Origin of the sequence: Streptococcus mitis, from assembly GCF_002096815.1 — a bacterium.
GTDB classification, from domain to species: domain Bacteria; phylum Bacillota; class Bacilli; order Lactobacillales; family Streptococcaceae; genus Streptococcus; species Streptococcus mitis_AD.
On sequence record NZ_NCVJ01000017.1, the window covers coordinates 75,612 to 101,308 of the forward strand.

Annotated in this window: 18 protein-coding genes; 10 read left to right on the top strand and 8 right to left on the bottom strand. The window is 39.8% G+C overall.

The window, feature by feature from the left end:
- Positions 1-245: 245 nt before the first annotated feature.
- Positions 246-5,759, top strand: a complete 5,514-nt coding sequence (locus tag B7696_RS02295; protein ID WP_084861928.1) for an SIALI-17 repeat-containing surface protein — start codon at positions 246-248, stop codon at positions 5,757-5,759.
- 71 nt (positions 5,760-5,830) lie between these two features.
- Here B7696_RS02295 and mraY read toward each other — a convergent pair whose 3' ends face one another.
- From mraY to rsmH, 4 genes are read right to left on the bottom strand one after another with little or no spacing between them, the layout of a single operon-like run.
- Positions 5,831-6,811, bottom strand: a complete 981-nt coding sequence (gene mraY / locus B7696_RS02300) for a phospho-N-acetylmuramoyl-pentapeptide-transferase (protein ID WP_084861930.1) — start codon at positions 6,809-6,811, stop codon at positions 5,831-5,833.
- 1 nt (position 6,812) lies between these two features.
- On the bottom strand, positions 6,813-9,065 hold the full coding sequence (gene pbp2x, locus B7696_RS02305; RefSeq protein WP_084861932.1) for a penicillin-binding protein PBP2X: 2,253 nt from the start codon (positions 9,063-9,065) through the stop codon (positions 6,813-6,815).
- 3 nt (positions 9,066-9,068) lie between these two features.
- A complete protein-coding gene (gene ftsL, locus B7696_RS02310; RefSeq protein ID WP_000227824.1) occupies positions 9,069-9,386 on the bottom strand; it encodes a cell division protein FtsL in 318 nt (105 codons plus the stop codon).
- 9 nt (positions 9,387-9,395) lie between these two features.
- A complete protein-coding gene (rsmH, locus tag B7696_RS02315; protein ID WP_000159432.1) occupies positions 9,396-10,346 on the bottom strand; it encodes a 16S rRNA (cytosine(1402)-N(4))-methyltransferase RsmH in 951 nt (316 codons plus the stop codon).
- Positions 10,347-10,513: 167 nt separating this feature from the next.
- On the opposite strand from rsmH, the gene B7696_RS02320 reads away from it, so the two are divergent.
- The 6 genes from B7696_RS02320 (at position 10,514) to B7696_RS02345 (ending at position 19,437) form a co-directional block, all read left to right on the top strand.
- A complete protein-coding gene (locus tag B7696_RS02320) occupies positions 10,514-10,708 on the top strand; it encodes a helix-turn-helix transcriptional regulator (protein WP_001082472.1) in 195 nt (64 codons plus the stop codon).
- A gap of 15 nt (positions 10,709-10,723) precedes the next feature.
- On the top strand, positions 10,724-11,266 hold the full coding sequence (locus B7696_RS02325) for a DUF3278 domain-containing protein (RefSeq protein ID WP_084861933.1): 543 nt from the start codon (positions 10,724-10,726) through the stop codon (positions 11,264-11,266).
- Between the two features lie 10 nt (positions 11,267-11,276).
- On the top strand, positions 11,277-11,603 hold the full coding sequence (locus B7696_RS02330) for a hypothetical protein (RefSeq protein WP_084861935.1): 327 nt from the start codon (positions 11,277-11,279) through the stop codon (positions 11,601-11,603).
- A gap of 26 nt (positions 11,604-11,629) precedes the next feature.
- Positions 11,630-12,208, top strand: coding sequence for a DUF3278 domain-containing protein (locus B7696_RS02335; protein WP_084861936.1), 579 nt, complete (start codon positions 11,630-11,632; stop codon positions 12,206-12,208).
- A complete protein-coding gene (locus B7696_RS02340) occupies positions 12,205-12,681 on the top strand; it encodes a glutathione peroxidase (RefSeq protein ID WP_084861938.1) in 477 nt (158 codons plus the stop codon). The genes B7696_RS02335 and B7696_RS02340 overlap by 4 nt, the downstream gene beginning before the upstream one ends.
- Positions 12,682-13,017: 336 nt before the next feature.
- Positions 13,018-19,437, top strand: coding sequence for an alpha-L-fucosidase (locus B7696_RS02345; protein ID WP_084861940.1), 6,420 nt, complete (start codon positions 13,018-13,020; stop codon positions 19,435-19,437).
- Between the two features lie 293 nt (positions 19,438-19,730).
- On the opposite strand, the gene B7696_RS02350 is transcribed toward B7696_RS02345, so the two are convergent.
- From B7696_RS02350 to B7696_RS02365, 4 genes are read right to left on the bottom strand one after another with little or no spacing between them, the layout of a single operon-like run.
- Positions 19,731-20,039, bottom strand: a complete 309-nt coding sequence (locus B7696_RS02350; protein WP_049492896.1) for a DUF5960 family protein — start codon at positions 20,037-20,039, stop codon at positions 19,731-19,733.
- Positions 20,032-20,394, bottom strand: a complete 363-nt coding sequence (locus B7696_RS02355) for a hypothetical protein (protein ID WP_084861942.1) — start codon at positions 20,392-20,394, stop codon at positions 20,032-20,034. Before B7696_RS02355 ends, B7696_RS02350 begins: the two co-directional genes overlap by 8 nt.
- Positions 20,391-21,806, bottom strand: coding sequence for a Y-family DNA polymerase (locus B7696_RS02360; RefSeq protein WP_049509856.1), 1,416 nt, complete (start codon positions 21,804-21,806; stop codon positions 20,391-20,393). The genes B7696_RS02355 and B7696_RS02360 overlap by 4 nt, the downstream gene beginning before the upstream one ends.
- Before the next feature lie 3 nt (positions 21,807-21,809).
- A complete protein-coding gene (locus B7696_RS02365) occupies positions 21,810-22,496 on the bottom strand; it encodes an XRE family transcriptional regulator (protein WP_084861943.1) in 687 nt (228 codons plus the stop codon).
- Between the two features lie 237 nt (positions 22,497-22,733).
- Between B7696_RS02365 and B7696_RS02370 the strand changes: the two genes are divergently transcribed.
- The 3 genes from B7696_RS02370 to B7696_RS02380 are packed head-to-tail and all read left to right on the top strand — an operon-like array spanning position 22,734 to position 24,826.
- Entirely contained in the window at positions 22,734-23,282 is a 549-nt protein-coding gene (locus tag B7696_RS02370; RefSeq protein WP_049509859.1) for a YqeG family HAD IIIA-type phosphatase, read from the top strand.
- Positions 23,266-24,102 (top strand): VanW family protein, encoded by an 837-nt coding sequence (locus B7696_RS02375; RefSeq protein WP_084861945.1) that lies wholly within the window; start codon positions 23,266-23,268, stop codon positions 24,100-24,102. Before B7696_RS02370 ends, B7696_RS02375 begins: the two co-directional genes overlap by 17 nt.
- A gap of 58 nt (positions 24,103-24,160) precedes the next feature.
- Positions 24,161-24,826 (top strand): beta/alpha barrel domain-containing protein, encoded by a 666-nt coding sequence (locus B7696_RS02380; RefSeq protein ID WP_084861947.1) that lies wholly within the window; start codon positions 24,161-24,163, stop codon positions 24,824-24,826.
- The last annotated feature ends 871 nt before the right edge of the window (positions 24,827-25,697 follow it).

The following is a 25,697-nucleotide window of genomic DNA, read 5'->3' on the forward strand; positions in this document are numbered from 1 at the left end:
TGAGTAAGCTGTAATTAAAGTTGGCTTATTGTTCTAGTCAAAACTAGAAAGAATATACAAAATACACTCCCTTACTATTCGTTTCCTCCACTTTTTTAATACAAAACAATATCAAATATATATCCTTCTCTAATCCTCTTGACAACACTTCATTAGCTGGTAAAATTAGATTAACAATACAATATAGAAATAAAAGTTCGCCTCATTAAAAATGAAAGCGCTTTTAATCACTAAAGGAGGTTTCTATGGAAAAAATTTGGAGGGAGAAATCCTGTCGCTACAGTATTCGAAAGCTAACAGTCGGCACAGCCTCTGTTTTGCTTGGAGCGGTTTTTCTAGCTAGTCATACCGTCTCTGCTGATACTATTGAAGTACAGCAAAACGAGCCTGCATTAGAGAAAACTACAGTTAAGACAGACACTATAACAAAAGCAAGTGAATCAACTGAGCATACACAGCCAAACGTGCCAATTGATCATACAAAACTAGTTCTAGCTAATAATAGTTCTTCTGAAAGCAAACCCGCTGAGGCTGATGTTACTTCTGCTACAACTAACCAAGCCAGTACTGAAGCTATTGTAAAACCTAATGAAAATAAGGAAACCGAAAAACAAGAACTACCTGTGACAGAACAAAGCAACTATCAGCTAAACTATGATCGACCAACAGCTCCTTCCTATGATGGCTGGGAAAAACAAGCACTCCCAGTTGGGAATGGTGAAATGGGTGCTAAGGTTTTTGGTCTCATCGGCGAGGAGAGAATCCAATACAACGAAAAAACTCTTTGGTCAGGTGGTCCGCGTCCCGACAGTACCGACTATAACGGAGGAAACTATCAGGAACGTTATAAAATTTTAGCAGAAATTCGTAAGGCTCTTGAAGACGGAGATCGCCAAAAAGCCAAACGATTAGCTGAACAAAATCTAGTTGGACCAAACAACGCCCAGTATGGACGTTATCTAGCCTTTGGTGATATCTTCATGGTCTTCAATAACCAGAAAAAGGGGCTGGATACAGTTACAGACTATCACCGTGGTTTGGATATCACAGAAGCCACTACTACAACTTCTTACACCCAAGATGGAACGACCTTTAAAAGAGAAACCTTCTCAAGTTACCCTGATGATGTTACTGTTACTCACTTGACCCAAAAAGGGGACAAAAAACTTGATTTTACAGTTTGGAATAGCTTAACAGAAGATTTACTTGCTAACGGAGACTACTCAGCGGAATATTCTAACTACAAGAGTGGCCATGTTACGACAGACCCAAATGGTATCCTACTAAAAGGTACAGTCAAAGATAATGGCCTCCAGTTCGCATCCTATCTAGGAATTAAAACGGACGGAAAAGTTACTGTTCATGAGGATAGTTTAACAATCACAGGAGCTAGCTACGCTACGCTTTTACTCAGTGCCAAGACTAACTTTGCTCAGAATCCAAAAACAAACTATCGCAAAGACATTGACCTCGAAAAAACAGTTAAAGGCATTGTAGAAGCAGCTAGGGGCAAAGACTACGAGACACTTAAAAAGAACCATATCAAAGACTATCAAAGCCTCTTTAACCGCGTCAAACTAAACCTAGGTGGAAGCAATGCTGCTCAAACGACAAAAGAGGCCCTTCAGACCTATAACCCTAGCAAAGGGCAAAAACTGGAAGAACTCTTCTTCCAATACGGACGTTATTTATTGATTAGTTCATCTCGTGATCGGACAGATGCCCTTCCTGCCAACCTACAAGGAGTCTGGAATGCCGTAGACAATCCACCTTGGAACGCTGACTACCACCTCAATGTCAACTTGCAAATGAACTATTGGCCAGCCTACATGAGCAATCTAGCTGAAACAGCCAAGCCAATGATCAATTACATTGACGATATGCGCTACTATGGCCGTATCGCTGCTAAGGAATACGCCGGTATCGAATCCAAAGATGGACAAGAAAATGGCTGGCTGGTTCATACCCAGGCGACACCATTTGGCTGGACTACTCCTGGTTGGAATTACTATTGGGGTTGGTCGCCAGCAGCTAATGCCTGGATGATGCAGAACGTCTATGACTACTATAAATTTACCAAGGATGAGACTTATCTCAAAGAAAAGATTTATCCAATGCTCAAGGAAACAGCTAAGTTCTGGAATTCCTTCTTACACTACGACCAGGCCAGCGACCGTTGGGTATCTTCTCCATCCTATTCACCTGAACACGGTACTATTACCATTGGAAATACCTTTGACCAATCACTAGTCTGGCAGCTATTCCATGACTACATGGAAGTCGCCAACCATCTGAATGTCGACCAAGACTTAGTTACAGAGGTCAAGGCTAAATTTGACAAACTAAAACCACTTCACATTAACAAAGAAGGACGCATCAAGGAATGGTACGAAGAAGACAGTCCCCAATTCACTAATGAAGGGATTGAAAATCACCACCGCCACGTTTCCCATCTAGTTGGTCTCTTCCCAGGTACGCTCTTTAGCAAAGATCAAGCTGAATACCTAGAAGCTGCACGTGCTACCCTCAACCACCGTGGAGATGGTGGTACTGGTTGGTCTAAGGCCAATAAAATCAACCTCTGGGCTCGTCTCTTAGACGGTAACCGTGCCCATCGCCTGCTTGCTGAACAGCTCAAATATTCAACCCTAGAAAACCTTTGGGATACGCACGCACCTTTCCAAATCGACGGAAACTTTGGAGCAACCAGTGGGATTGCAGAAATGCTTCTTCAATCACACACTGGCTACATTGCACCATTGCCAGCCCTTCCAGATGCTTGGAAAGACGGTCAGGTTTCTGGTCTGGTTGCCCGTGGTAACTTTGAAGTTAGCATGAAGTGGAAAGATAAAAACCTGCAAAGCTTGTCCTTCCTTTCAAATGTCGGTGGAGACCTAGTTGTAGATTATCCAAATATCGAAGCCAGTCAGGTTAAGGTTAATGGCAAATCTGTCCAAGCAACTGTTCTTAAAGATGGCCGCATTCAACTGGCAACACAAAAAGGTGATGTCATTACCTTTGAACATTTCCCTGGTCGTGTAACCAGTCTGACAGCAGTTCGACAAAATGGCGTCACTGCCGAACTTACCTTCAACCAAGTAGAAGGCGCTACCCACTATGTTATCCAAAGACAAGTGAAAGACGAATCTGGCCAAACCTCTGCAAGCAGAGGATTTGTGACCAATCAAACCCATTTTATCGACCGTTCACTCGATCCTCAACTCGCCTACACTTATACTGTTAAGGCTATGCTGGGTAATGTTTCTACACAGGTATCCGAAAAGGCCAATGTCGAAACCTATAACCAATTGATGGATGACCGTGATAGCCGAATCCAATACGGTTCTGCATTTGGAAACTGGGCAGACTCAGAATTATTTGGAGGAACAGAGAAGTTTGCTGACCTTTCACTAGGTAACTATACAGATAAAGATGCGACAGCAACCATTCCTTTCAATGGTGTTGGTATTGAAATCTATGGTCTCAAATCATCTCAATTGGGAATCGCTGAAGTCAAAATCGATGGTAAATCAGTCGGTGAACTGGACTTCTATACTGCAGGTGCAACTGAAAAAGGTAGCCTTATCGGTCGCTTCACAGGATTGTCAGATGGTAGTCATGTGATGACTATCACTGTAAAACAAGAGCATAAACACCGTGGAAGTGAACGTTCCAAAATTTCCTTAGACTACTTTAAAGTTTTACCGGGACAAGGAACAACCATTGAAAAAATGGATGACCGCGACCCTCGCATTCAATACGGATCTCAATTCAAAGATTGGAGCGACACTGAATTATATAAGAGCACAGAAAAATATGCGGACATCAATAACGCCGACCCAAGTACCGCTTCAGAAGCTCAAGCAACCATTCCATTTACTGGAACAGGTATTCGAATTTACGGACTTAAAACATCCGCTCTTGGAAAAGCTCTCGTGACACTAGATGGCAAAGAAATGCCAAGTCTAGACTTCTACACTGCTGGCGCTACCCAAAAGGCAACCTTAATTGGAGAATTTACTAATCTGAGTGATGGCAATCATATTTTGACATTGAAAGTTGATCCAAATTCACCAGCAGGTCGCAAGAAAATTTCTCTAGATTCATTTGATGTGATTAAGGCTCCAGCTGTAAGCTTGGATAGTCCAAGTATCGCACCACTTAAGGAAGGGGATAAAAACATCTCTTTAACTCTTCCAGCTGGAGATTGGGAAGCCATCGCTGTGACCTTCCCAGGCATCAAAGATCCACTCGTTTTACGCAGGATAGACGATAATCATCTAGTTACGACTGGAGATCAGACTGTCTTATCAATTCAAGATAATCGGGTACAAATCCCTATCCCTGACGAAACCAATCGAAAAATTGGAAATGCGATAGAAGCTTATTCTATCCAGGGAAATACAACAAGCAGTCCTGTCGTAGCTGTCTTTACCAAAAAGGATGAGAAGAAGGTTGAGAATCAGCAGCCAACTACAAGCAAGGGAGATGACCCTGCTCCTATTGTAGAAATTCCTGAATACACTAAGCCTATCGGTACAGCAGGACAGGAACAACCGCCTGTAGTAAATATTCCGGAGTATACTAAACCTATCGGCACAGCAGGAATAGAACAACCCCCTGTAGTAAACATTCCTGAGTACACTAAACCTATCGGCACAGCGGGACAAGAACTGCCACCTACCGTTTCTATTCCTGAGTACACTGAGCCTATCGGAACTGCTGGACAGGAACAACCGCCTACTGTTTCTATCCCTGAATACACTAAACCTATCGGAACGGCTGGACAGGAACAACCTCCTGTAGTAAATATTCCTGAATACACTCAACCTATCGGTACAGCAGGACAAGAGCAAGCACCTACTGTTTCTATCCCTGAATATACTAAACCTATCGGTACAGCAGGACAAGAGCAAGCACCTACTGTTTCTATCCCTGAGTACACTCAACCTATCGGCACAGCAGGAATAGAACAAGCGCCTATTGTTTCTATCCCTGAATACACTCAACCTATCGGCACAGCGGGACAAGAACAACCACCTACTGTTTCTATCCCCGAGTATACTGAGCCTATCGGTACTGTGCGACAAGAACAGCCACCTACGGTTTCTATGCCTGAGTACACGAAGCCTATCGGTACAGCAGGACAAAAGCAAGCGCCTACTGTTTCTGTTCCTGAATATAAACTTCGTGTCTTAAAAGATGAAAGGACTGGAGTTGAAATTATTGGAGGGGCGACTGACTTAGAGGGAATTTCTCACATTTCTAGCAGACGTGTATTAGCTCAAGAACTATTTGGTAGGACCTATGATGCTTACGATCTTCACCTTAAAAATCCAACAGACCAGAGTTTGCAACCAAAAAGAGCTGTCTTGGTTCGCTTGCCTATTTCCTCTGCTGTCGAAAATGTCTACTACCTAACTCCATCAAAAGAGTTACAGGCTCTCGATTTTACTATTCGCGAGGGAATGGCAGAATTTACGACTAGTCATTTCAGCACCTATGCAGTCGTTTATCAAGCTAATGGAGCATCAACTACTGCAGAGCAAAAACCAAGTGAAACAGATATCAAACCATTAGCCAATAGCTCTGAGCAAGTTTCATCTAGTCCAGACCTTGTTCAATCTGCAAATGATTCTCCTAAAGAACAACTTCCAGCTACTGGTGAAACATCTAATCCACTACTATTCTTGTCAGGATTGAGTCTAGTCCTAACAGCAACTTTTCTACTTAAGAGTAAAAAGGATGAATCAAACTAACGTTTAACCACACAAAAATCAGGATGAAGATAAGCTTCATCCTGATTTCTTTGTCAATAAAGGATTATTTTTTACAGTAGATATAAAAAGGCTAGTGTCAAGAGACTTGCTAGAAGCCCCACTCCCCAAAAGAAGAAGTCAACCTTCCACTCGCTCCAAGGATTTCCTTTACCAGACAATCCTCCAAGCTCAAAATGGTGATGCACAGGCGTCATACGAAAAATACGTTTGCCACCTGTCAGTTTGAAATAACCGACTTGCATCATGACCGAAGTTGTTTCAAAGACATAAACAATTCCGATAATCAAGAGAGTCCATTCTTGGTGGAGGGCCATAGAGATAGCTGCCAACATTCCACCTAGGGCCAAACTTCCCACATCCCCCATAAAGACCTTGGCAGGCTTGTGGTTAAAGACGAAGAAACCAAGTAAACCACCAATCATGGCAAGAATCACTAGAAGGATATCCATCTGACCTTGCACATAGGCAATAACTCCATAAGCAGACAAGCTAATCACAACGGAAATACTAGCTAGACCGTCAATACCATCTGTCAAGTTGACTGCGTTTGAAAAACCAACTAGCCAGAAAAGAGCGAAGATAATATAGAAAATCCCTAAATGCACTTGGTAGCCAAAGACAGAGAGCATATCGCCCCCACGTTCATAGAAAAGGTAGAAAATAACACCACCTAGAAGCTGAAGAGCCAATTTCTGTTTGGGGTTTAGCCCCTCATTGATCTTTCGGAAGACCTTGAGAAAGTCATCTAAAAAACCAACCAAACCATACAAGACCAAAATAAACAAAACCATACCAACATTATTGGTCAATTGTTTTGAAAAAAGAGCGACGAGGAAACTCACCACAACTGCAGCAATGAGGAAAACAAGCCCCCCCATTGTAGGAGTCCCAGCTTTTGCCTGGTGCTGTTTGACATCCTCATGCATCTGCTGGCCTGTAATTTGCGCCTTTCTATAAAATTGGATAAAGGCCGGAATTCCTACTAAAGTTAGTAAAAATGTCACAATTCCAGCACTGATGGAAATAAACATATTAGTCTCCTAAAGTTAATTTAATTTTTTTAATGTTTTTGATAGCTGTATTGGTCCGAACGTCTTGCTTTTGGACGACGGAACCTGAACCTTCAAATTCTAGCTCAATATCCAACCATTTAGCAAAGGCCTCAGCAGTCTCTTTTTTCCAGCCATACATATCTGGAATTTCTTCTACCTTATCCGATAAAAGGAGAACTTGTTGGTTTGGTGCAAGATTTTTTCCTTCTTCTACAGAAGTCTCTTTAATCTTTGTTCCAGTACCAACAACGATTGGTTGCACAACATTTCGACGTAAGGCTTCCGCCAAATCACCAGGTGAAATATCCTTGATGCTAGGCATTGCATACGAAGATTCTGTCGTCACTTGATCTAAATTCTTAGCTGGAGATTGAAGGTTCAGAGATTCTTTCATCGCTGAAGCCCGCTCCAAGATTGGATTGGAAAACTCTCCCAACTGGGCAGCTGAATAATGCTCAGGCTGTTGAACCGTTACATACAAGATAAAATCAGGATTTTCAGCAGGATTCATAGTCACAACTGAGAAAATATAATTGGTAGAACCAACCAAGTATCCTCCATTTTTCTCATCAGCGATTTGAGCCGTACCGGATTTAACTGCTACATTTTGTCCAGGAACTGTTATAATTGGCTTTCCTGTGTAATGATTATACATAGTTCCATATAGAGGGTCCGTCCCAACTAATATCATGTTAGTACGAGTCAAGCTTGCCGCATCTTCAGATACAGGTTTTCCTACAATCTCTTTTTGAGACTTTCGTACAGACTGATTGTTAGTATCATAAATAGCACTTATAAATTTTGGCTCCAGCATAACTCCATCATTAGCAATAGCTGTAAAGGCACGAAGCATTTGTGTTTGTGTTACTGAAATCCCTTGACCAAATGAGCTTTGAGCAATATTGACAATATTATCAGCTGGAAGTTGACCAGCGTATTCATCTGTCAAGCCAAAGCGAGTTGGGAACCCAAATTTAAAGCGGTTTAGATAATCCAACCAAGTAGTATCTCCCATTTTTTGTTCAAGTAGACTCATTCCAACATTACTGGAGTGAGCGAAACCTTGTGAGAAAGTCATCATCCTACCAGTAGTCAAACCATCATTAACATCCCAATCTCGAATCGTCGCATCCGCTATTTTTAATTCACTGCTATTGAAGTATTCTCCACTTGGGAAGGTATTATTATCAATAGAAGAAGCTAACGTCATAACCTTCATGGTTGATCCTGGTTCATAGTTACTTTGATAAAGAATATCACGCCAAACAAAGTCCTCAGTGATTCCTTCTTTAGTATCCGCATTAAAGGTAGGTCGTTGGGTGGTAGCGAGAATTTCACCGGTCTTTGCACTGACCAAGGTCGCGGTCATATACTTACCTTTTACTTTTTCTAGAAAGGCATCCATCTGGGTTTCCATGAAAGATTGGAGCGGACTAGACAATGTTGTATAAACATCCTTGCCATCTACAGTCTGCTGCGCAACCAGTTCTGTACCTGGTACGATATTTCCTACACGGTCTTTTTCATAGGTAATAATACCGTCTGTCCCAGCAAGAATGGTATTTAAAGAACTCTCTAAACCAGAAGTCCCTAACAAACTCTTACTGCCATCCTCATTTTCATGAAGTTGGGCTAAACCAATAAAACTAGAAGCAAATTGCCCATTTGGATAGCTTCTGTTAGGACTAGTTGTAAAGTCAATCCCTTCAACACTAGCCTCTTTTAATTCTTTTTTAATCGCCATCATATTGGCATAAGTAATCCCATTTCCTTTTGTACCAAAGGAAACCTGAGTCAGATTTGGTTGAGCCAGTTGCTCTTTCACATAAGCTTCATCCATATCCAAATACTTATGGAAGACTTCAGCTACCTTATTAAACTGCGAATCCTCTACATAAAGAATTTTTCCAGTTGCTGACTTGTATTTTTTATCAATAACAGCATATACGTTATAAGAGGTCGCATCTTCAGCGATAGGCACTCCATTTCGGTCATAGATAGTCCCACGCTTAGCAGGGACTGTGCGAGTTGTTTGGTGAACCTTCTTAGCTTCTTTTACCAAGTCAGTACCAAATTTACTACCACTCCCGATAATAACAGCAAAATTGACCAAAAAGATAGCGAAAAGTACGACAGCTAACAAACTGATGTACTTGCCGACTATTCTACGGTTTTCTGCTGGAGATTTACGATTTTTTACCGCAAATCGGGTTATTTTTTCTGTCCATTTCATATCTTACTCCGCTGTTCGGATATTTTCATTATTCAATTTCAAATCTTTTTTATCTGCAATTTCTTTCAAGCGCTCGGAACGAATCAATTCATTCACTTCCTGCTTAGCATCGTCCAGTTCTGTCTTCTTCTCCTCTATCTGCGCATTGATTTTTGTCAAATCACTTTGCACTTGCAAGAGTCGTGTCTGCATAAAGATAATACTCACTGCTAAGACGAGAGCTGTAAAAGCGATGGAAAGATAAAAAGCCTTCTCCACACGGGAGAATTTTTTGATACGATTCTGCAAGAATTGACTGGTTGTTTCTTTCTTATCTACCATTTTTTCCTCTTACTTGTGAATTTTTCTGGCCACGCGCAACTTAGCTGAGTGCGAGCGGTTATTGGCTTCTAATTCTTCTGCACTTGGCAAGATTGGCTTACGGGACACCAATTCCATCTTGGGCTTGAGATCATCTGGGATGAAAGGCAAGCCTTTTGGAACTTCAACTGTTGAAGCTTCCTTGAACAATTGCTTGGTCAAGCGGTCTTCTAGCGAATGGAAGGTAATCACTGAGATTCTACCATCTAGAGCCAACATATCCATAGCCTGCTGGATAGATTCATCTGCAGCTCCCAGTTCATCATTGACTTCAATCCGAATAGCTTGGAAAATCTGCTTGGCAGGATGGCCCTTCTTCTTGAGCTCCTTAGCAGGCTTAGCCGACTTGATGATCTCTGCCAACTCAGTCGTTGTCTCGATTGGCTTGACTTCACGTGCTTGTTCAATCTTACGCGCAATCTGTTTAGAAAACTTATCCTCACCATACTTGAAGAAAATACGAACCAAGTCATGATAGTCATAGTGATTCACCACTTCATAAGCTGTCAGACTAGCTTCCTGATTCATCCGCATGTCCAGTGGCGCATCCTTTTTATAAGAAAAACCACGCTCACGCTGGTCCAATTGAGGACTAGACACTCCCAAGTCATAACAAATTCCATCAATTTCCTGAACACCAGCTTCGCGCAAACGTGCCTGTAAATGACGGAAGTTATCCTTTATAAAAGTCACCATCCCCTTTTCAATGTAAGGTGCCAAACGTTTTTGCGCATTGTCAATGGCATTCTGGTCCTGGTCAAAGGCATAGAGATGGCCTTTTTCACTTAATTTACTTAATAAATATTCGCTATGGCCTGCTCCACCCAAGGTCGCATCAACGTAAACACCGTCAGGTTTCACATCAAGCATATCAATCGTTTCGTGGAGTAAGACCGTTACATGATGAAATTCTTTTGTCATATCCTATCTATTTTACCACAAATCCGACCAGCTTGCACTAGTCAGACAAATAGGGCAAAAAAAGTAAGATTTCTTTAAGAAATAGATGTCAAATATGCTTGACATCTATTTCATAGAAGAATATAATATAGTCAAATATATACGACACAAATCAGAAAGGAGTCCAGATGAATCGTGTGAAAGAATTTCGCAAGGAACTGGGCATTTCCCAGCTCGAACTAGCCAAGGATATAGGTGTCTCGAGACAAACCATCAATATGATTGAGAACGACAAGTACAACCCAACTCTGGAACTCTGTCTCAATCTCGCCCGTAGCCTCCAAACTGACCTCAACAGTCTCTTTTGGGAGGAAGATTTTTAAAAAAGGAGCAAACTTATGAAAAAAGAAACCTTCACTGAAAAACTCATCAAACGCATATACGGAATTTCTGGTCCTCTCGACGAACACAAACGACGCGAGGCTGATCGTATTGGCAATCAAGTCTTTATCATCCTCTTTTATCTGATGACGTTTGGGAATCTCATCCCCTTCGTCCTCGCTTATAAATACCCGCAAATTGTCGCTATCGGCTATCCAATCATTGTCTTTATGATTTCCATGATTTCTTCTCTCTATGTGCTCTCCCAAACCAAAAAAACAGGCATCACAGCTATTGATCCAGATATGCTGAGCGAGAAAGAAAGTAAGCAACTACACTACCCTGGTCTGAAAGCGGGTTTGTTTGTTGGTCTATTGATATTTTTTATAACACCTCTTCTCCATATACTGCTAGGTGAGAGCCAGGACTATCTTCAGTCTCTTCTCGCTTTTAAAAATATTTTTTCAAGTATTCTCCATTCTTTCTTCTTCGGAGTGATTATACAAATTATCATCTCCCGTCGCATTGCTAAAGCTAAGAAAGATCAAGATGAGGATTAGGAGGTGCCCTATGAAATCACTAATAACTTTACTTACCTATCATCTTTTGTTCAGTTCTCTGCTCATCTTCATCATCGTTTCAGGGAACTTGCCAATCTACGATATAGTCCTCCTTCCAGTCTTTGTTCCAGCCCTCAACAAAGGATTGACTTATCTAAAGATCGACTCCCAAAAAACGCGCATACTCAACTTAGCACTATTCTTTATGATTCTATCCTTACCACAACTGACGCTTATTTCAAGCAATTGGAAATATTATATATTGCTAACTATCGCTATCTTTTCTTCTATTACTTATCTTTATTATCTCTATCAATTCGTAAAAGAAACAAAATAGCATCGTTCATTTAGGAGAAATCACCCATGAAAAAAGAAGACTTAACAACTCGCCTACTTCGAAATTTCTTTCATATCCAAGGGCCTTTTGATGAATGCCGTCAAGAGGTTATCTACAAGGCTTGCGCCCGTTCCATGATCCAAATCTTTTACTCTTCCTTCATTCTCTTCCTATTCTATATTTTGTTCGGAAGCTTTATAGAAATTGTTCGAAATGTTATGCCCTACATCTATTTTGGACTCATTTTGTTCATGAGTATAAAAGCTCAAAAAGCCGTCCAAGAGCTTCATCTTGAAAAGGATGACAAATCAGAAATCATCCTCAAAACCTACAGCAAAACCCAAATCAAATTTAGGAGTTGGATTGTGTTTATCGGTATTCAGATTGGCTTCTTTACCTTACTCATCTTTCATAAAGTCTTCGTTCAGCAGATGTCCCTTTCAGATTTTATGAAGTTGCTCATGCAATTCGATAAAAGTGGTCCTTTCCTGATGTATGGCCTGATTATCGGTAGCATTTTTGGAACCCTGACCTACGGATTTCTATCACTACAGGAGGAGAAAACTCCTAAAAATACCAAACAGAAGGAGAAAAGCAAGCAATGACTTCACTATACGATTTTTCAGTCTTGAACCAAGACCATCAAGAAACTCCACTAGAGACCTATCGTGGTAAGATTCTCTTGGTTGTCAACACTGCTACTGGATGTGGTTTAACGCCCCAGTACCAAGGTCTCCAAGAACTCTATGACCGCTATCAAGAACAAGGTTTTGAGATTTTAGACTTCCCTTGCAATCAGTTTATGGGACAAGCACCAGGTAGTGCAGAGGAAATCAACGCCTTCTGTAGCCTACATTATCAGACCAGCTTCCCACGTTTTGCCAAGATCAAGGTCAACGGTAAGGAAGCAGATACTCTCTATGTTTGGTTGAAAGAACAAAAATCTGGTCCACTAGGAAAACGAATCGAATGGAATTTCGCTAAGTTTCTCATCGGTCGAGATGGGCAGGTCTTTGAACGCTTCTCTTCAAAAACAGACCCAAAACAAATTGAAGAGGCGATACAAAAATTACTCTGACTTTTTTTTGAATACATTCTTTCATTCAGTTTAATTCTTGAAAGGATGTATTTTTTTCTTTAAAAAGTGAAAGAATTTCTTTAAATTAGGTTTACTTTCTCTATTGCATTTCTTGGAACAATTTAGTATATTTGTTATGTTAAGGTTTTTAGGTTATTTTAAAGATTAAGATAACAATTTTAATTTTTTTATTCTAAAATGAAAGCGCTTAAACAGAGGGGGTAATTAGTCTCAAACTATTGCACAAAATCTAACTATCGCTAAAGAAAATCGTTTCCAAGTCATACTTGGGCTCAGACAGTAGCTGACTGTCTTGATTCAAACTAGGAGTACATTATGAATCGATACCTTTTTGAAAAAGAGCAAACTTTTAGCATCAGAAAATTAACCGTTGGAGTTGCTTCGGTTATGGTCGGACTCGCTTTTTTTGCATCTGGTACAGCACTAGCTGACGAAGCAAAAATTGAAACTACAAGCTCTCAACCAAATGTAGAAAAATTGGCCGAAGTTGAAAAAACCAAACCAGAAGTCAAAAATGAAAGTCCTGTAATTTCTACACCTCAAGAGTCAGAGAAAGCAGAGAAAGCAGAAAAAACTGTTAAACCAGTAGAAGAGAAGACTGTAGCAGAAACTAAAACTACTGACTTGCTTCCTGAAGAAATCCACGATCAAGCTTATCCTGATGCACCCGTGAAAAACATAGATACTTCAGCAATCGTAGACAAGAAGGATAGTCCTAAAGTTGAGACAGAAAGCATTCTAAAAAACAAGGAAGAACTTCCAAAAGAAGCTGAAAATGGTAATCGTGCAATTATCAACGGTGGTCTAGATTTGAAGCACGTCCCTTATGAAGGACAACCTGCTACTGCTGCTAGTATGATTTACACTATTTACAATGGTGGTTCCCAACGCTATATCGTGTCTGGTTCTGGTATTTTTGTGGCACCAAATGTCATCTTGACTGTTGCCCACAACTTTTTAGAATCAAACCGTGATACAAAAGAAGGACATATTCGAGGCGGAGATTCTGCTAAGTTTTACTATAACCTCGGTTCTAATTCTGCTGTTCGCAATTCTCAACCTGTAACGGGTAATACTACTCTATTCAAAGAAGAAGATATTCATTTTTGGAACAAGAAAGAATTTGGAAAAGGATATCAAAATGACTTGGCTGCTGTTGTAGCACCTGTTCCTCTTCAAATCGCTAGTCCAAATAAAGCTGCTACCTTTGTTCCCTTGGCAGAAAATAAAACCTATCAACCTGGGGACCCTGTTAGCACGATTGGATATCCAACTGATTCAAGCTCACCTGAGCTCAAAAAACCAATTGTAGCTGGTCAACTTTACAAGGCTGATGGTGTCGTGAAATCTGTTGATAATTATGATGATAAAGGCTCAAAAGGCATCACCTATCATATGACTTCTGTTTCAGGCCTTTCAGGTGCTGGTATTATCAACGGTGATGGTAAAGTAGTCGGTGTTCACCAACACGGCACAATTGAAAACGGCATCCCTGACAAAGACCGCTTCGGTGGCGGAATCGTCCTCTCACCCGAGCAAGTAAAATGGGTAAAAGATATTATCGCTAAATATGGTGTCAAAGGTTGGTACCAAGGTGATAATGGGAAACGATATTACTTTACTCCTGAAGGAGAAATGTTCAGAAATAAAACTGCTGTTATTGGCGAAAATCAATATTCTTTCGATGAAAATGGTGTTGCGACACTCATTAAAGGAATCGATTACGGACGTGTAGTTGTTCAACACGTAGATGAAACTGGTAATCCAATCAAAACTGATGATACTTTTGTTGAAAAAACTGAAGTTGGAACAGCTTTTGATTATAACTTCAAAAAAGAAATCGCTAAGACTGACTTCTATACAAAAAATCAAGAGAAATACCAGATTGTCTCTATTGATGGCGTCGAAATCAACAAACAACTCAAAGATGAGTGGACCTACAACGTCGTCAGCAAAACAGCTCCAGGAACACGGGTCATCAAGGTGGTTTATAAAGTGAATAAAGGTTCATTTGCCATTCATTATCGTTTGAAAGGCTCAGAGCAAGAATTAGCAGATGTTGTTACTGATAATAATGACGGAAAAGAATACGATGTTTCCTTTGTAAACACTTTTGAAGCAAAAGAAATCGCAGGCTACCGCGCAATCACTCCACGCTTAGAAGCCAGCATCCAGCACAAGGGTGTGAATGATGTCGTCTTTGAATACGAAAAAATCTCTGATAGCTCTAATCCGACTTCAAATGTTTTACCTGCTGCTCATCCAGAAGATAAGGAAACAGAAATTGGAAATCACGGTCCCCTTCCAAGCAAGGCTCAACTTGATTATCACAAGGAAGAATTAGCTGCCTTTATCCACTATGGTATGAATACTTATACTAATTCTGAATGGGGACATGGAAATGAAGATCCTAAAAACTTCAATCCAACTAACTTAGATACAGATCAATGGATCCGTACTCTAAAGGAAACTGGCTTTAAACGAACTATTATGGTTGTCAAACACCACGATGGTTTCGTTATTTACCCATCTAAATATACAAATCATACCGTAGCTGCAAGTCCATGGAAAGATGGAAAGGGTGACCTTTTAGAAGAAATCTCTAAATCGGCTACTAAATACGATATGAACATGGGTGTTTACCTATCACCATGGGATGTTAATAGCCCTAAATATAAGGTAGCTACTCAAAAAGAATACAACGAATACTACCTCAATCAACTAAAAGAAATCCTTGGTAATCCAAAATACGGTAATAAGGGTAAATTTATCGAAGTTTGGATGGATGGAGCACGCGGTAGCGGTGCCCAAAAAGTAACCTACACTTTTGATGAGTGGTTCAAATACATCAAGGAAGCTGAAGGAGATATCGCTATCTTCTCTGCCGAACCAACAAGTATCCGTTGGATTGGAAATGAGCGTGGTATCGCCGGTGACCCTGTATGGCATAAGGTCAAGAAAGCAAACATCACCGAAAATGTTAAGAACGAATACCTTAACCACGGTGACCCTGACGGAGATATGTACTCTGTAGGAGAAGCAGATGTTTCCATCCGCTCTGGCTGGTTCTACCACGATAACCAGCAACCAAAATCCCTCAAAGAATTGATGGATATCTACTTCAAGTCTGTTGGTCGTGGAACGCCACTTCTTCTCAACATTCCACCAAACAAAGAAGGTAAATTCGCAGATGCTGACGTGGCTCGCTTGAAAGAATTCAAAGCGACTCTAGATCAAATGTATGCGACTGACTTTGCCAAAGGTGCAACTGTAACAGCAAGTTCGACTCGTCAGAACCATCTCTACAAGGAAAGCCACCTGACTGATGGTAAAGACGATACCAGCTGGGCACTTTCAAATGATGCTACAACTGGTAGTTTCACAGTTGATTTAGGACAAAAGAGACGCTTTGACGTTGTTGAACTAAAAGAAGATATTGCTAAAGGACAACGTATTTCTGGATTCAAAATTGAAGTCGAAATCAACGGACGCTGGGTTCCATATGGTGAAGGTTCAACCGTAGGCTATCGTCGTTTGATCCAAGGTCAACCTGTAGAAGCACAAAAAATCCGAGTTACGATTACTGGCTCACAAGCCACACCAATCCTAACCAACTTCTCAGTCTATAAAACTCCAAGCACTATCGAAAAGAATGATGGATATCCTCTTGGACTAGAATACCACTCAAATACAACAGCTGACAAAGAAGGTACAACTTGGTACAACGAGTCAGAAGGTATTCGCGGTACTTCTATGTGGACCAACAAGAAAGACGCCAAAGTCACCTATCGTTTCACAGGAACCAAGGCTTACGTCGTATCAACAGTAGATCCAAACCATGGTGAAATGTCTGTATACGTGGATGGTCAAAAAGTTGCAGATGTACAAACCAAGAACAGTAGCCGTAAACGTAGCCAAAAAGTTTACGAAACTGGTGATTTAGCACCTGGAGAACACACTATTACTCTCGTTAACAAAACAGGTGAACCTATTGCTACAGAAGGAATCTACACTCTAAACAATAACAGCAAGGGTATGTTTGAGCTTGAAGCAACTTCTTACGATGTCGAAAAAGGAAAACCTGTTACTGTTACAATTAAGCGTGTTGGTGGAAGCAAGGGAGCTGCTACTGTTCGCTTCATCACAGAACCTGGAACAGGTGTTCACGGTAAGGTTTACCAAGATACAACTCAAGATGTGACCTTTGCAGATGGCGAAACAGAGAAAACTGTTACCATTCCAACTATCGACTTCACCGAACAAGCTGACTCAATCTTTGATTTCAAAGCAAAACTCACTTCTGTTTCTGATGGCGCTCTACTCGGTTTTGCTACCGACGCAACTATTCGAGTAATGAAGGCTGATTTATTGAAGAAAGATCAGACAAATTACGACGACCAAGCTAGCCAATTAGATTACAGTCCTGGCTGGAGACACGAAACCAACTCTTCTGGCAAATACCAAAACACTGAATCATGGGTATCATTTGGACATCTGACAGAGGATCAGAAGAAAAAGACAACTGTAACTGCTTATTTCTATGGTACTGGTTTAGAAATCAAAGGATTTGTTGACCCAGGTCATGGTATCTACAAGGTCTTCTTAGATGGCAAAGAAGTTCCTTACCAAGACGGCATGGGAAATGCGTCGACTATTGAGGGCAAGAAATACTTTAGCGGTCACGCTGCTCAACGTCAAGGCAATCAAACTCTGGTTAGCCTAAAAGGTCTTGATGAAAACTTGCACGCAGTCACCCTTCAACTAGATCCTGATCGAAACGATTTGTCTCGAAACATCGGTATCCAGGTGGATCAATTCATCACTCGTGGTGAAGGAAGTGAACTCTACAGCAAAACACAAATCCTTCAATCTCTCTCTAAATGGAAAGACGACTTATCTAACTTTGATCCAAGTGGTTTGAAAAATACAGCAACTGCACGCCAAGCGTTCAAGTCTAATCTTGATAAACTCACTGCACAATTAAGTTCTGATACTGTAAATGTACAAGATGTGATGTCAACAGTCACTGCTTTGCAAGATATTCTTAGCAAAGACGAAAATTACCGAAAACCTGGAGACGAAACAAGTCCAGAACAACCAGTTGAACCAAAACAACCGGAACAGCCTGAAATCAATTACGATAAGGCTATGACTAGCTTGACTGAAGCTATCAAGAAAAAAGTGGCTGAGCTTGGTGCCAACAACGATGCTAAGAAGAGATTAGTTGAAATTACTGATAAAGCAATCGCAGCTATCCAAGAAGCCAAGACTCAAGAAGACGTCAACAAAGCCCTCAATAACGCTCTTGAACAAATCAAGCAATTGCAACCTAGCCAACCAGAACAACCAGTTGAACCGAAACAACCTGAACAGCCTGAAATCAATTATGATAAGGCTATGGCTAGCCTGACTGAAGCTATCGAGAAAAAAGTGGCTGAGCTTGGTGCCAACAACGATGCTAAGAAAAAATTAGTTGAAATTACTGACAAAGCAATCGCAGCTATTCAAAAGGCTAAGACTCAAGAAGACGTCAACAAAGCCCTCAATAACGCTCTTGAACAAATCAAGCAATTGCAACCTAGCCAACCAGAACAACCGGTTGAACCGAAACAACCTGAACAGCCTGAAATCAATTATGATAAGGCTATGGCTAGCTTGACTGAAGCTATCGAGAAAAAAGTGGCTGAGCTTGGTGCCAACAACGATGCTAAGAAGAAATTAGTTGAAATTACTGACAAAGCAATCGCAGCTATTCAAGAGGCTAAGACTCAAGAAGACGTCAATAAAGCTCTCAATAACGCTCTTGAACAAATCAAGCAATTGCAACCTAGCCAGCCAGAACAACCAGTTGAACCGAAACAACCTGAAAAACCAATTACTTCTTCAATTCCTGAAGAAGGAGTTAAAGAGCTTACCTTCCAACTCCCAAGTTTGGATATTGTCAAGAAGGCAGTACCATTCAAGACTATCCGTCGCGAAAATCCACAATTAGACAAAGGGAAAGAACAAGTTCTAGCAGAAGGGAAAGATGGTGCTATAATCGAGTATGTCGAAGTAGATGGCAGCAATCGTAAGGTAGTTCAAACTGAATCAACTCCAGCTCTAGACCGAGTGATTGAAGTTGGGACTAAACAAAGTTCTGTAGGAACAGAGACTCCACCAGTTGTGACTCTTCCTGAGTACCTTCTACCAAAAGAACCTGAAAAACCAATTACTTCTTCAAGTCCTGAAGAAGGAGTTAAGGACCTTGTCTTTAAACTTCCAAGTTTGGATATTGTCAAGAAGGCAGTACCATTCAAGACTATCCGTCATGAAAATCCAAACTTAGATAAAGGAAAAGAGAAAGTTCTAGCAGAAGGGAAAGATGGTGCTATAATCGAGTATGTCGAAGTAGATGGTAGCAATCGTAAGATAGTTCAAACTGAATCAACTCCAGCTCTAGATAGAGTAATTGAGGTTGGAACTAAACAAAGTTCTATAGGAACAGAGGCGCCACCAGTTGTGACTCTCCCTGAGTATGTTCTACCTAGAGAAACTGAAAAACCAGCTCCTGCAGTTGTAACAGAAGATTCACCAAGAAAAGATGAAAAAGCACCTGTTGCTACTACAGTTAAACAAGACAAGGAAAAACAACTCCCAGAAACTGGAGAGCAAGAAGCAAATGCCTTCTTATTCTTGGCTGCTATTACTTCAGTATTGTCTCTACTCATCTTCCAAAAGAATTTCAAAGACTAATTAAAATCTTTACTTAATTCTTTTCAATGATTCTAGCTCCCCCAAAGAGAAGGCCAGCCGGTCTTCTCTTTTTCTATATATAAATCAAAAAATATCCATAAATTTCTATGGATATCTTAGTATCTATAAAACAGAATGATTATTTGGGATAAGTATTTTCGAATTCAACTACGATATCAAGTACACAATCATCCAAAAAGATGGAGCTCTTATCTGATTTAATCAGAAATACCATAATAATCTGCTGCAAGCTCTCCGCAGATAACTACAATAGTGTACACCAGAGAACGAGCTCATCTCCTACCAAATCTACTAGCCACTATTTTAACTCCGGCATATACATAGATCCTATTTCTGGGACACTCTTTCTCCGTTACCACCCTAAAATAAAAACGATGCTCCCGCCCATCCTTGGCATTTCCCTTGTTTAAAACAAAGTAGTTTTTCTGATTCATCGCCATGGTTCGTAGGATGTCATCAATCAAGAAAGTCAAGGGTACGTTCATGGCAGAGTATTTTTGAAAATCCTCTTCAAAACGAATATAGTTATATGAAAAGTAATCCATCTGCAGTTTGTTTTCATACAGCTCTTTTCTAGTCATAAACTCCCTCCTCCCACAGCCGAATTTCTAGGATATCTGCAACATCTATCAACCTATATCCCTCGTTTGTCCTAATAGATAGAGTCTGATGTGATAACTCTCTCACCACACCGATTATAGTGATTTTCTGCTTCTTTTCCTTTAGCACAAAATTTCCCCTAAGTTGGCCAACATAAAGCTGAGAAAGCAAGTGAAACTTCTCATCTGGAGTCAAATCCGTCGAAAAATCAACACGACTTTTTTCTTCACTGAGCGAACTGGTGTGTTCTGAAAGGTAAAATCCCATCCACTTCTGCATACCTGGATCTTGATAATCTCGCGCAGATTGAAAAGGTAAATAAGAACGATCAATCATTTTAATCCATCTAATCCTCCAGCAGAATGTCCCCCAATCAGCTTGCTTCTAGCAAGACTCCTAGAGGCTTCTTCCAGTGCATTTGCTCTTAAAAGGGAAGTGAAACCAAATTGTTCCCGAATGGAGTCAATGGCCGTCTGGAGCCTTTCTTCTTTTTCTAACTTGTCAACATCATCAAAGAGAGATATCAAACCAAAGGACTCATCCACAAATCCTGAATAGTTGATTCCAACACTTCTGACTGCTCCTGAAGTGTATTTGTTATGAAATAACTTCAAAACATAATCCGTTAAGACAGCTGTATTATTGGTCGGTTCGACCTTCATTTGTGTGTGAATAGACGACCTGACCTCCTGTTTAGAGAAACCGACATAGATAGAGACAAGGGTTGTTTTCTTGCCAGACCTTCTCAATCTAATAGCCACCTGCTCCGCCATTTCCCGGAGAATAATTTCAATATCACGTAGCTTCACGTAGTCTCTCGGCAAGATTTGAGAATTCCCCAAGCCCTTGGATTTGGCTTTATAGGGCTTATGAACATTGCTCTCATCAATCCCGTTAGCATGAAACCACAAACGCAGACCAGCCTGACCCAGAGCTTTCTTTAACTGGTCTGGATTGCTGGTTGCCAATTCCTTGATGGAATAAATCCCCAGAGCATGCAAGCGTTTCTCCATCCGTCTGCCAATTCCCCAAAAATCCGTCATCTTAGGGATTGCCCAGACCTTCTCTTCCACATCCTGGTAAGACCAGTTGGCCCTCATGGTCGGAGTGTGCTTGGCTTCATTATCCAGAGCCAACTTGGCTAGTAAGGGATTGGCATTGGACATACCTACTGTAGAGTAAATCCCTGTCTGCCTCCAAATATCCCTCTGAATACGGGCAGAAAGCAGATCCAGCTTGTCTTTGCGAGAGAGACTCTTAGCTGGGATGAAATAGTTGAGCGAACTAGTTAGGTCAATAAAGCCCTCATCGATAGAGTAAGGATAAATATCATCTGGACTGCCATAGTTTTGAAAGATTCGCTGGATTTCCATATTGACTGCGATGTACTCGTCCATTCGAGGAGGGACAATCAAGGTCACTTGAGCCCAATCTTCGATGTAGCGAACATAGTCCGAGTCAGTCGGTAGCCCTTGCTTTCGAGCATTGTAATAGGAAAATTTTCGCGTTTTGATATCAAAAGGCAAATCATAGGCCCGACCAACATTTGACTTGCCAAAAATCTTCTTAAACAGGGGAGAGGAGGCTAGGATAAGACCAGTGGAATTATCCGCGCGACTCATGACACAAAGCGAGGTTTTCAGCGGATGTAAGCCCCGTTTCACGCACTCAACACTGGCATAAAAGGATTTCATATCGACAAAAGCAATGTCACTTTTGGGCTCTCTGGAATAATCAAAGTAGCCCATTGACTAGCCCTCCATCGGCACAAAATTCCCAACGATAATGCCAACAATCCGAGGATCTTCTTCATAGGAGATGAAAATATCCTTGTATTTAGGATTGATAGAGACCAGACGCAGGCCATCTTCCTCCCTATAGACTCGTTTGATATAGGTCTGGTTGTTGCAAACCACTGCATAAACAGCCCCATCATAGTCAAATCCTGTCTCTCGAATCAGAGCTACTGAACCATTTTGATATTTAGGTTCCATGGAGTCCCCAGACACCCATGACGCAAAATCATGAGCCAACTCCTCATTAAAGTAAACCGTATCAAAATTCTGATCATCGTAGACTGAAGCCCCAATCCCTGCTGACATGCGTTCATAAACACGGTACTCGTAGAGGCGCTCTGGCATGGGAGCCACTTTCTGAGCCTGTTCTTCTTGAGCCAGGTTGCGAGCATAGAGAACAACCTTCTCCTGCCCTTGCTTGGAGAGGCTATGGTAGAGACGGACAATCTCGATCTGAGTAAAATATCCTTTTGGTACTTTTAAAATATTCTCTAGCTGAAACACCTTCTCCTTAGATGGTTCCTTGACTCCACGTTCCCAAGCCGAGTAAGCCTGAAAACTAATCCCAAGTTTCTCTGCAATTTCCTTCTGTGTCAGTTTTAACTCTTTCCTCCGAGCCTTGAGTTTTTCTGGCTGATACATACTTCACCTCCTATTATGATACTTTAATGGACATTATCTCCCTTAGAAAGACTAATCGATGCTTGAATCCATATTTTTAAAACTCAACCAATATGGTTTAGTTTTATTATATAAAAAAAGTGAACAAATGTCTACTAGGAATATCTATTTCTGCTACACACTTAATAGTGGTATTGACCTTGTTCTATATATGTGCTAGAATTATTGTTATATATTCAATGAAAGGCTTTACACAATATGTTTCCATTCATGCCAGCAGCACGAGCAAAAACTGTTTTTGATATCCCCTATCAAAGATTATATCAACTTGGTTTTAAAGGATTAATTTTTGATATCGATCAAACTCTTGTGATGCATGGCGCCCCCGCTACAGAACAAGTTATTGAACTATTTCAAAATCTCAAAGCCATTGGTTTTCAAATTTTTCTTTTGTCAAACAACGACGAAGAAAGAATATCAGAATTTAATCAACACTTATCTGTGCCTTTTATTCCTCTTTCTGACAAACCAAATCCTAAGAACTTTAAAAAAGCTCTTGACATGATGCAGCTAAAACCATTTGAAACAGTTATGATTGGAGATCAACTTTTTACAGATGTGCTCGGAGCTAGTCGTGCAAATATCTCCACTATCTTAGTTGATTTTTTATATGATCCTAAAGAAGGCGGAATTGGTAAAAAACGATGGGTTGAAAAATTAATACTTCATACTTACCCATTTTTGAGACAAAAAAATAAAAATTTAGATGTGATCAAAAAGGAGAAACAACATGGTTTTTTGGAATAAGGATCTATTATTTTGTGAAATTAGTCCTACAACATATAAAATCTCTTTAAAAAAAGAAAATCTAAAACGACATATCCAGAACTTTAAACAAGGAAAAAAATTCTCTAAAATTCGTCAAGAAAAGATATTACCTAACTTAGTTTCATCATATTCTACCCAACTGATAAAACGTGGTCCTGGCATTGATATTACTCTTCAAAAAGGAAAAGCTACTAACATACAGATTGCTAGTAAAAATCTAAATAACATTATCATTCATCCAGGAGAAGAATTTTCTTTTTGGAGTTTAGTTGGTAATACAACTAAGAAAAAAGGATACCAGGAAGGGCGAGTTATTGTTAATGGTAAAGTAGAACCTGATATTGGCGGCGGGCTATGTAATTTAGCTAACTTGCTTCATCTTTTAATTGTTCATAGTCCTATGGAAATTACAGAATTTCATTCTCACTCTGATGCATTAGACCCTGATAAAGGTACTAGGAAACCATTTGCAAATGGAACTTCTGTACAGTATAATCATCAGGACTATCGTTTTAAAAATAATACTGACCAACTTATTCAATTGAGAACATGGACTGAAAATGAGATTCTCTTCGGCGAGTTAAGAAGTGAATCACAATTTCCGTTCACTTATCAGATAGTTGAAGAAAATCATCATTTCAAAAAAGAAGGCAATTATTACTATCGCAACTCCATGATTTATCGTGAAAAACTTGATAGAATAACTGAACAAACTTTGGAAAAAGAGCTTATTTTGAAAAATCATTCAAAAGTCATGTACGATCCGAAACTCATTCCTAAAGAAATGATTAGACAGTAACCTAAGTACTTTTATTTTTAAGAAAAATAACTTAGAATTAACATCAAAAGGAACTTTTATGAACTCACCTAAATTAATTGTTATGCTGACACATAATGATCACACAGTTGAAAATGCTAGTGAAATTTTCGAATCCTGTAAAAACTCTAAAGCTCAGTATTGGGGATTTAAGGAAAAACCTCTTCCTATTTCTGAAATGAAGTCTCTATTCTCCAGAATGAAATCTTGCGGCAAAACTACTTTTCTTGAAGTTGTTGAATATGACGAAGAAAGTGGACTTCACGGTGCAAAAATTGCAAAAGAATGTGGGTGTGATATTTTAATGGGAACTGTCTTCTTTGATTCAATCAATCAATTCTGCAAAGAAAACAACATGAAATACATGCCATTTGTTGGACAAATTACTAATCGCCCATCTATTCTAGAAGGTTCTATCGAGGACATGATTTCTGAGGCAAAGGAATATCTAGCAAAAGGAGTTTACGGATTTGACTTGCTAGGGTACCGATATACAGGTGATCCTGTCAAACTAAACAATGCTTTTGTTCAAGCTATAGAGGCTCCCGTTTGTTTGGCTGGCAGTGTTGATAGTTATGAACGTTTAGATGAAGTCATTGAGGCAAATCCTTGGGCTTTCACAGTCGGAAGTGCATTTTTTGACGAAAAATTTGGTACAGATTTTCATGAACAGATTAATAATGTTTGTAATTATATGGAGAAATAAAATAAAGTATACTTTTTAGTTATTATGCTCTCTTATGTCAAATAAATTTTATTTTACATCAACAATTACTCTCAAAAAATGAGACTTTTAATCTCACTTTTTGAGGGTATTTTTGTATTTTGACGATCAGGTTAGTAAAAATTCAGCAAAAGATATTATAACTTATATACTAAAAATAACATCGAGAATTTTTAAAAATATGTATTAAAAATATTTCATGTTTCTGCCCTAAAAATCAATGGTGGAAATTTTGTGGAAACTCTTGATTTTTAGACAAAAAAAGCACCCACGAGATAAACTCTTGAGTGCTTTGAAACGTTGATATAATCGTATTGATTAACGTTTTGAGGCAACTGACCTTGTCAGGTTGCAGCCACATTTGTAAGCGACTAAAGTCGCAACAACTGTGTCAATTGCACCAATTTAGTAAGAAAGTATAAAAAAGAACACCCCGAAAGGTGTTCTCTGTAAGTATCGTAATTCTTTCGAATTAACGTTTACTAAATTATGATGCTTTACGAGCTTTCTTAAGACCTGGTTTTTTCTACATTATGATATTTATGGTAAATTATCACTAAAATCAAGTAATTTTAAGAGATAAATCCTCAATATTTACATATATAATCCTTTTGAAAATCGAGAGGTTATCAAAGGGTTATCACATTTTAGTTTTCGGAGCTTATGTAGTTGAGAAATACGAAATACTGTATCATAAAGATGATGTACAGTTTAGCAACAAATATACAGTTTCTTCGTGCCTGGACAATTTCTTTTTCTATCCTGAAGATATTTAAACAGTTCTATATATTATTTCTTGTGAGTAATTTTCATCAAAAAATTTCATAGAGTAGCTCCCTAGAATCATGGAAAA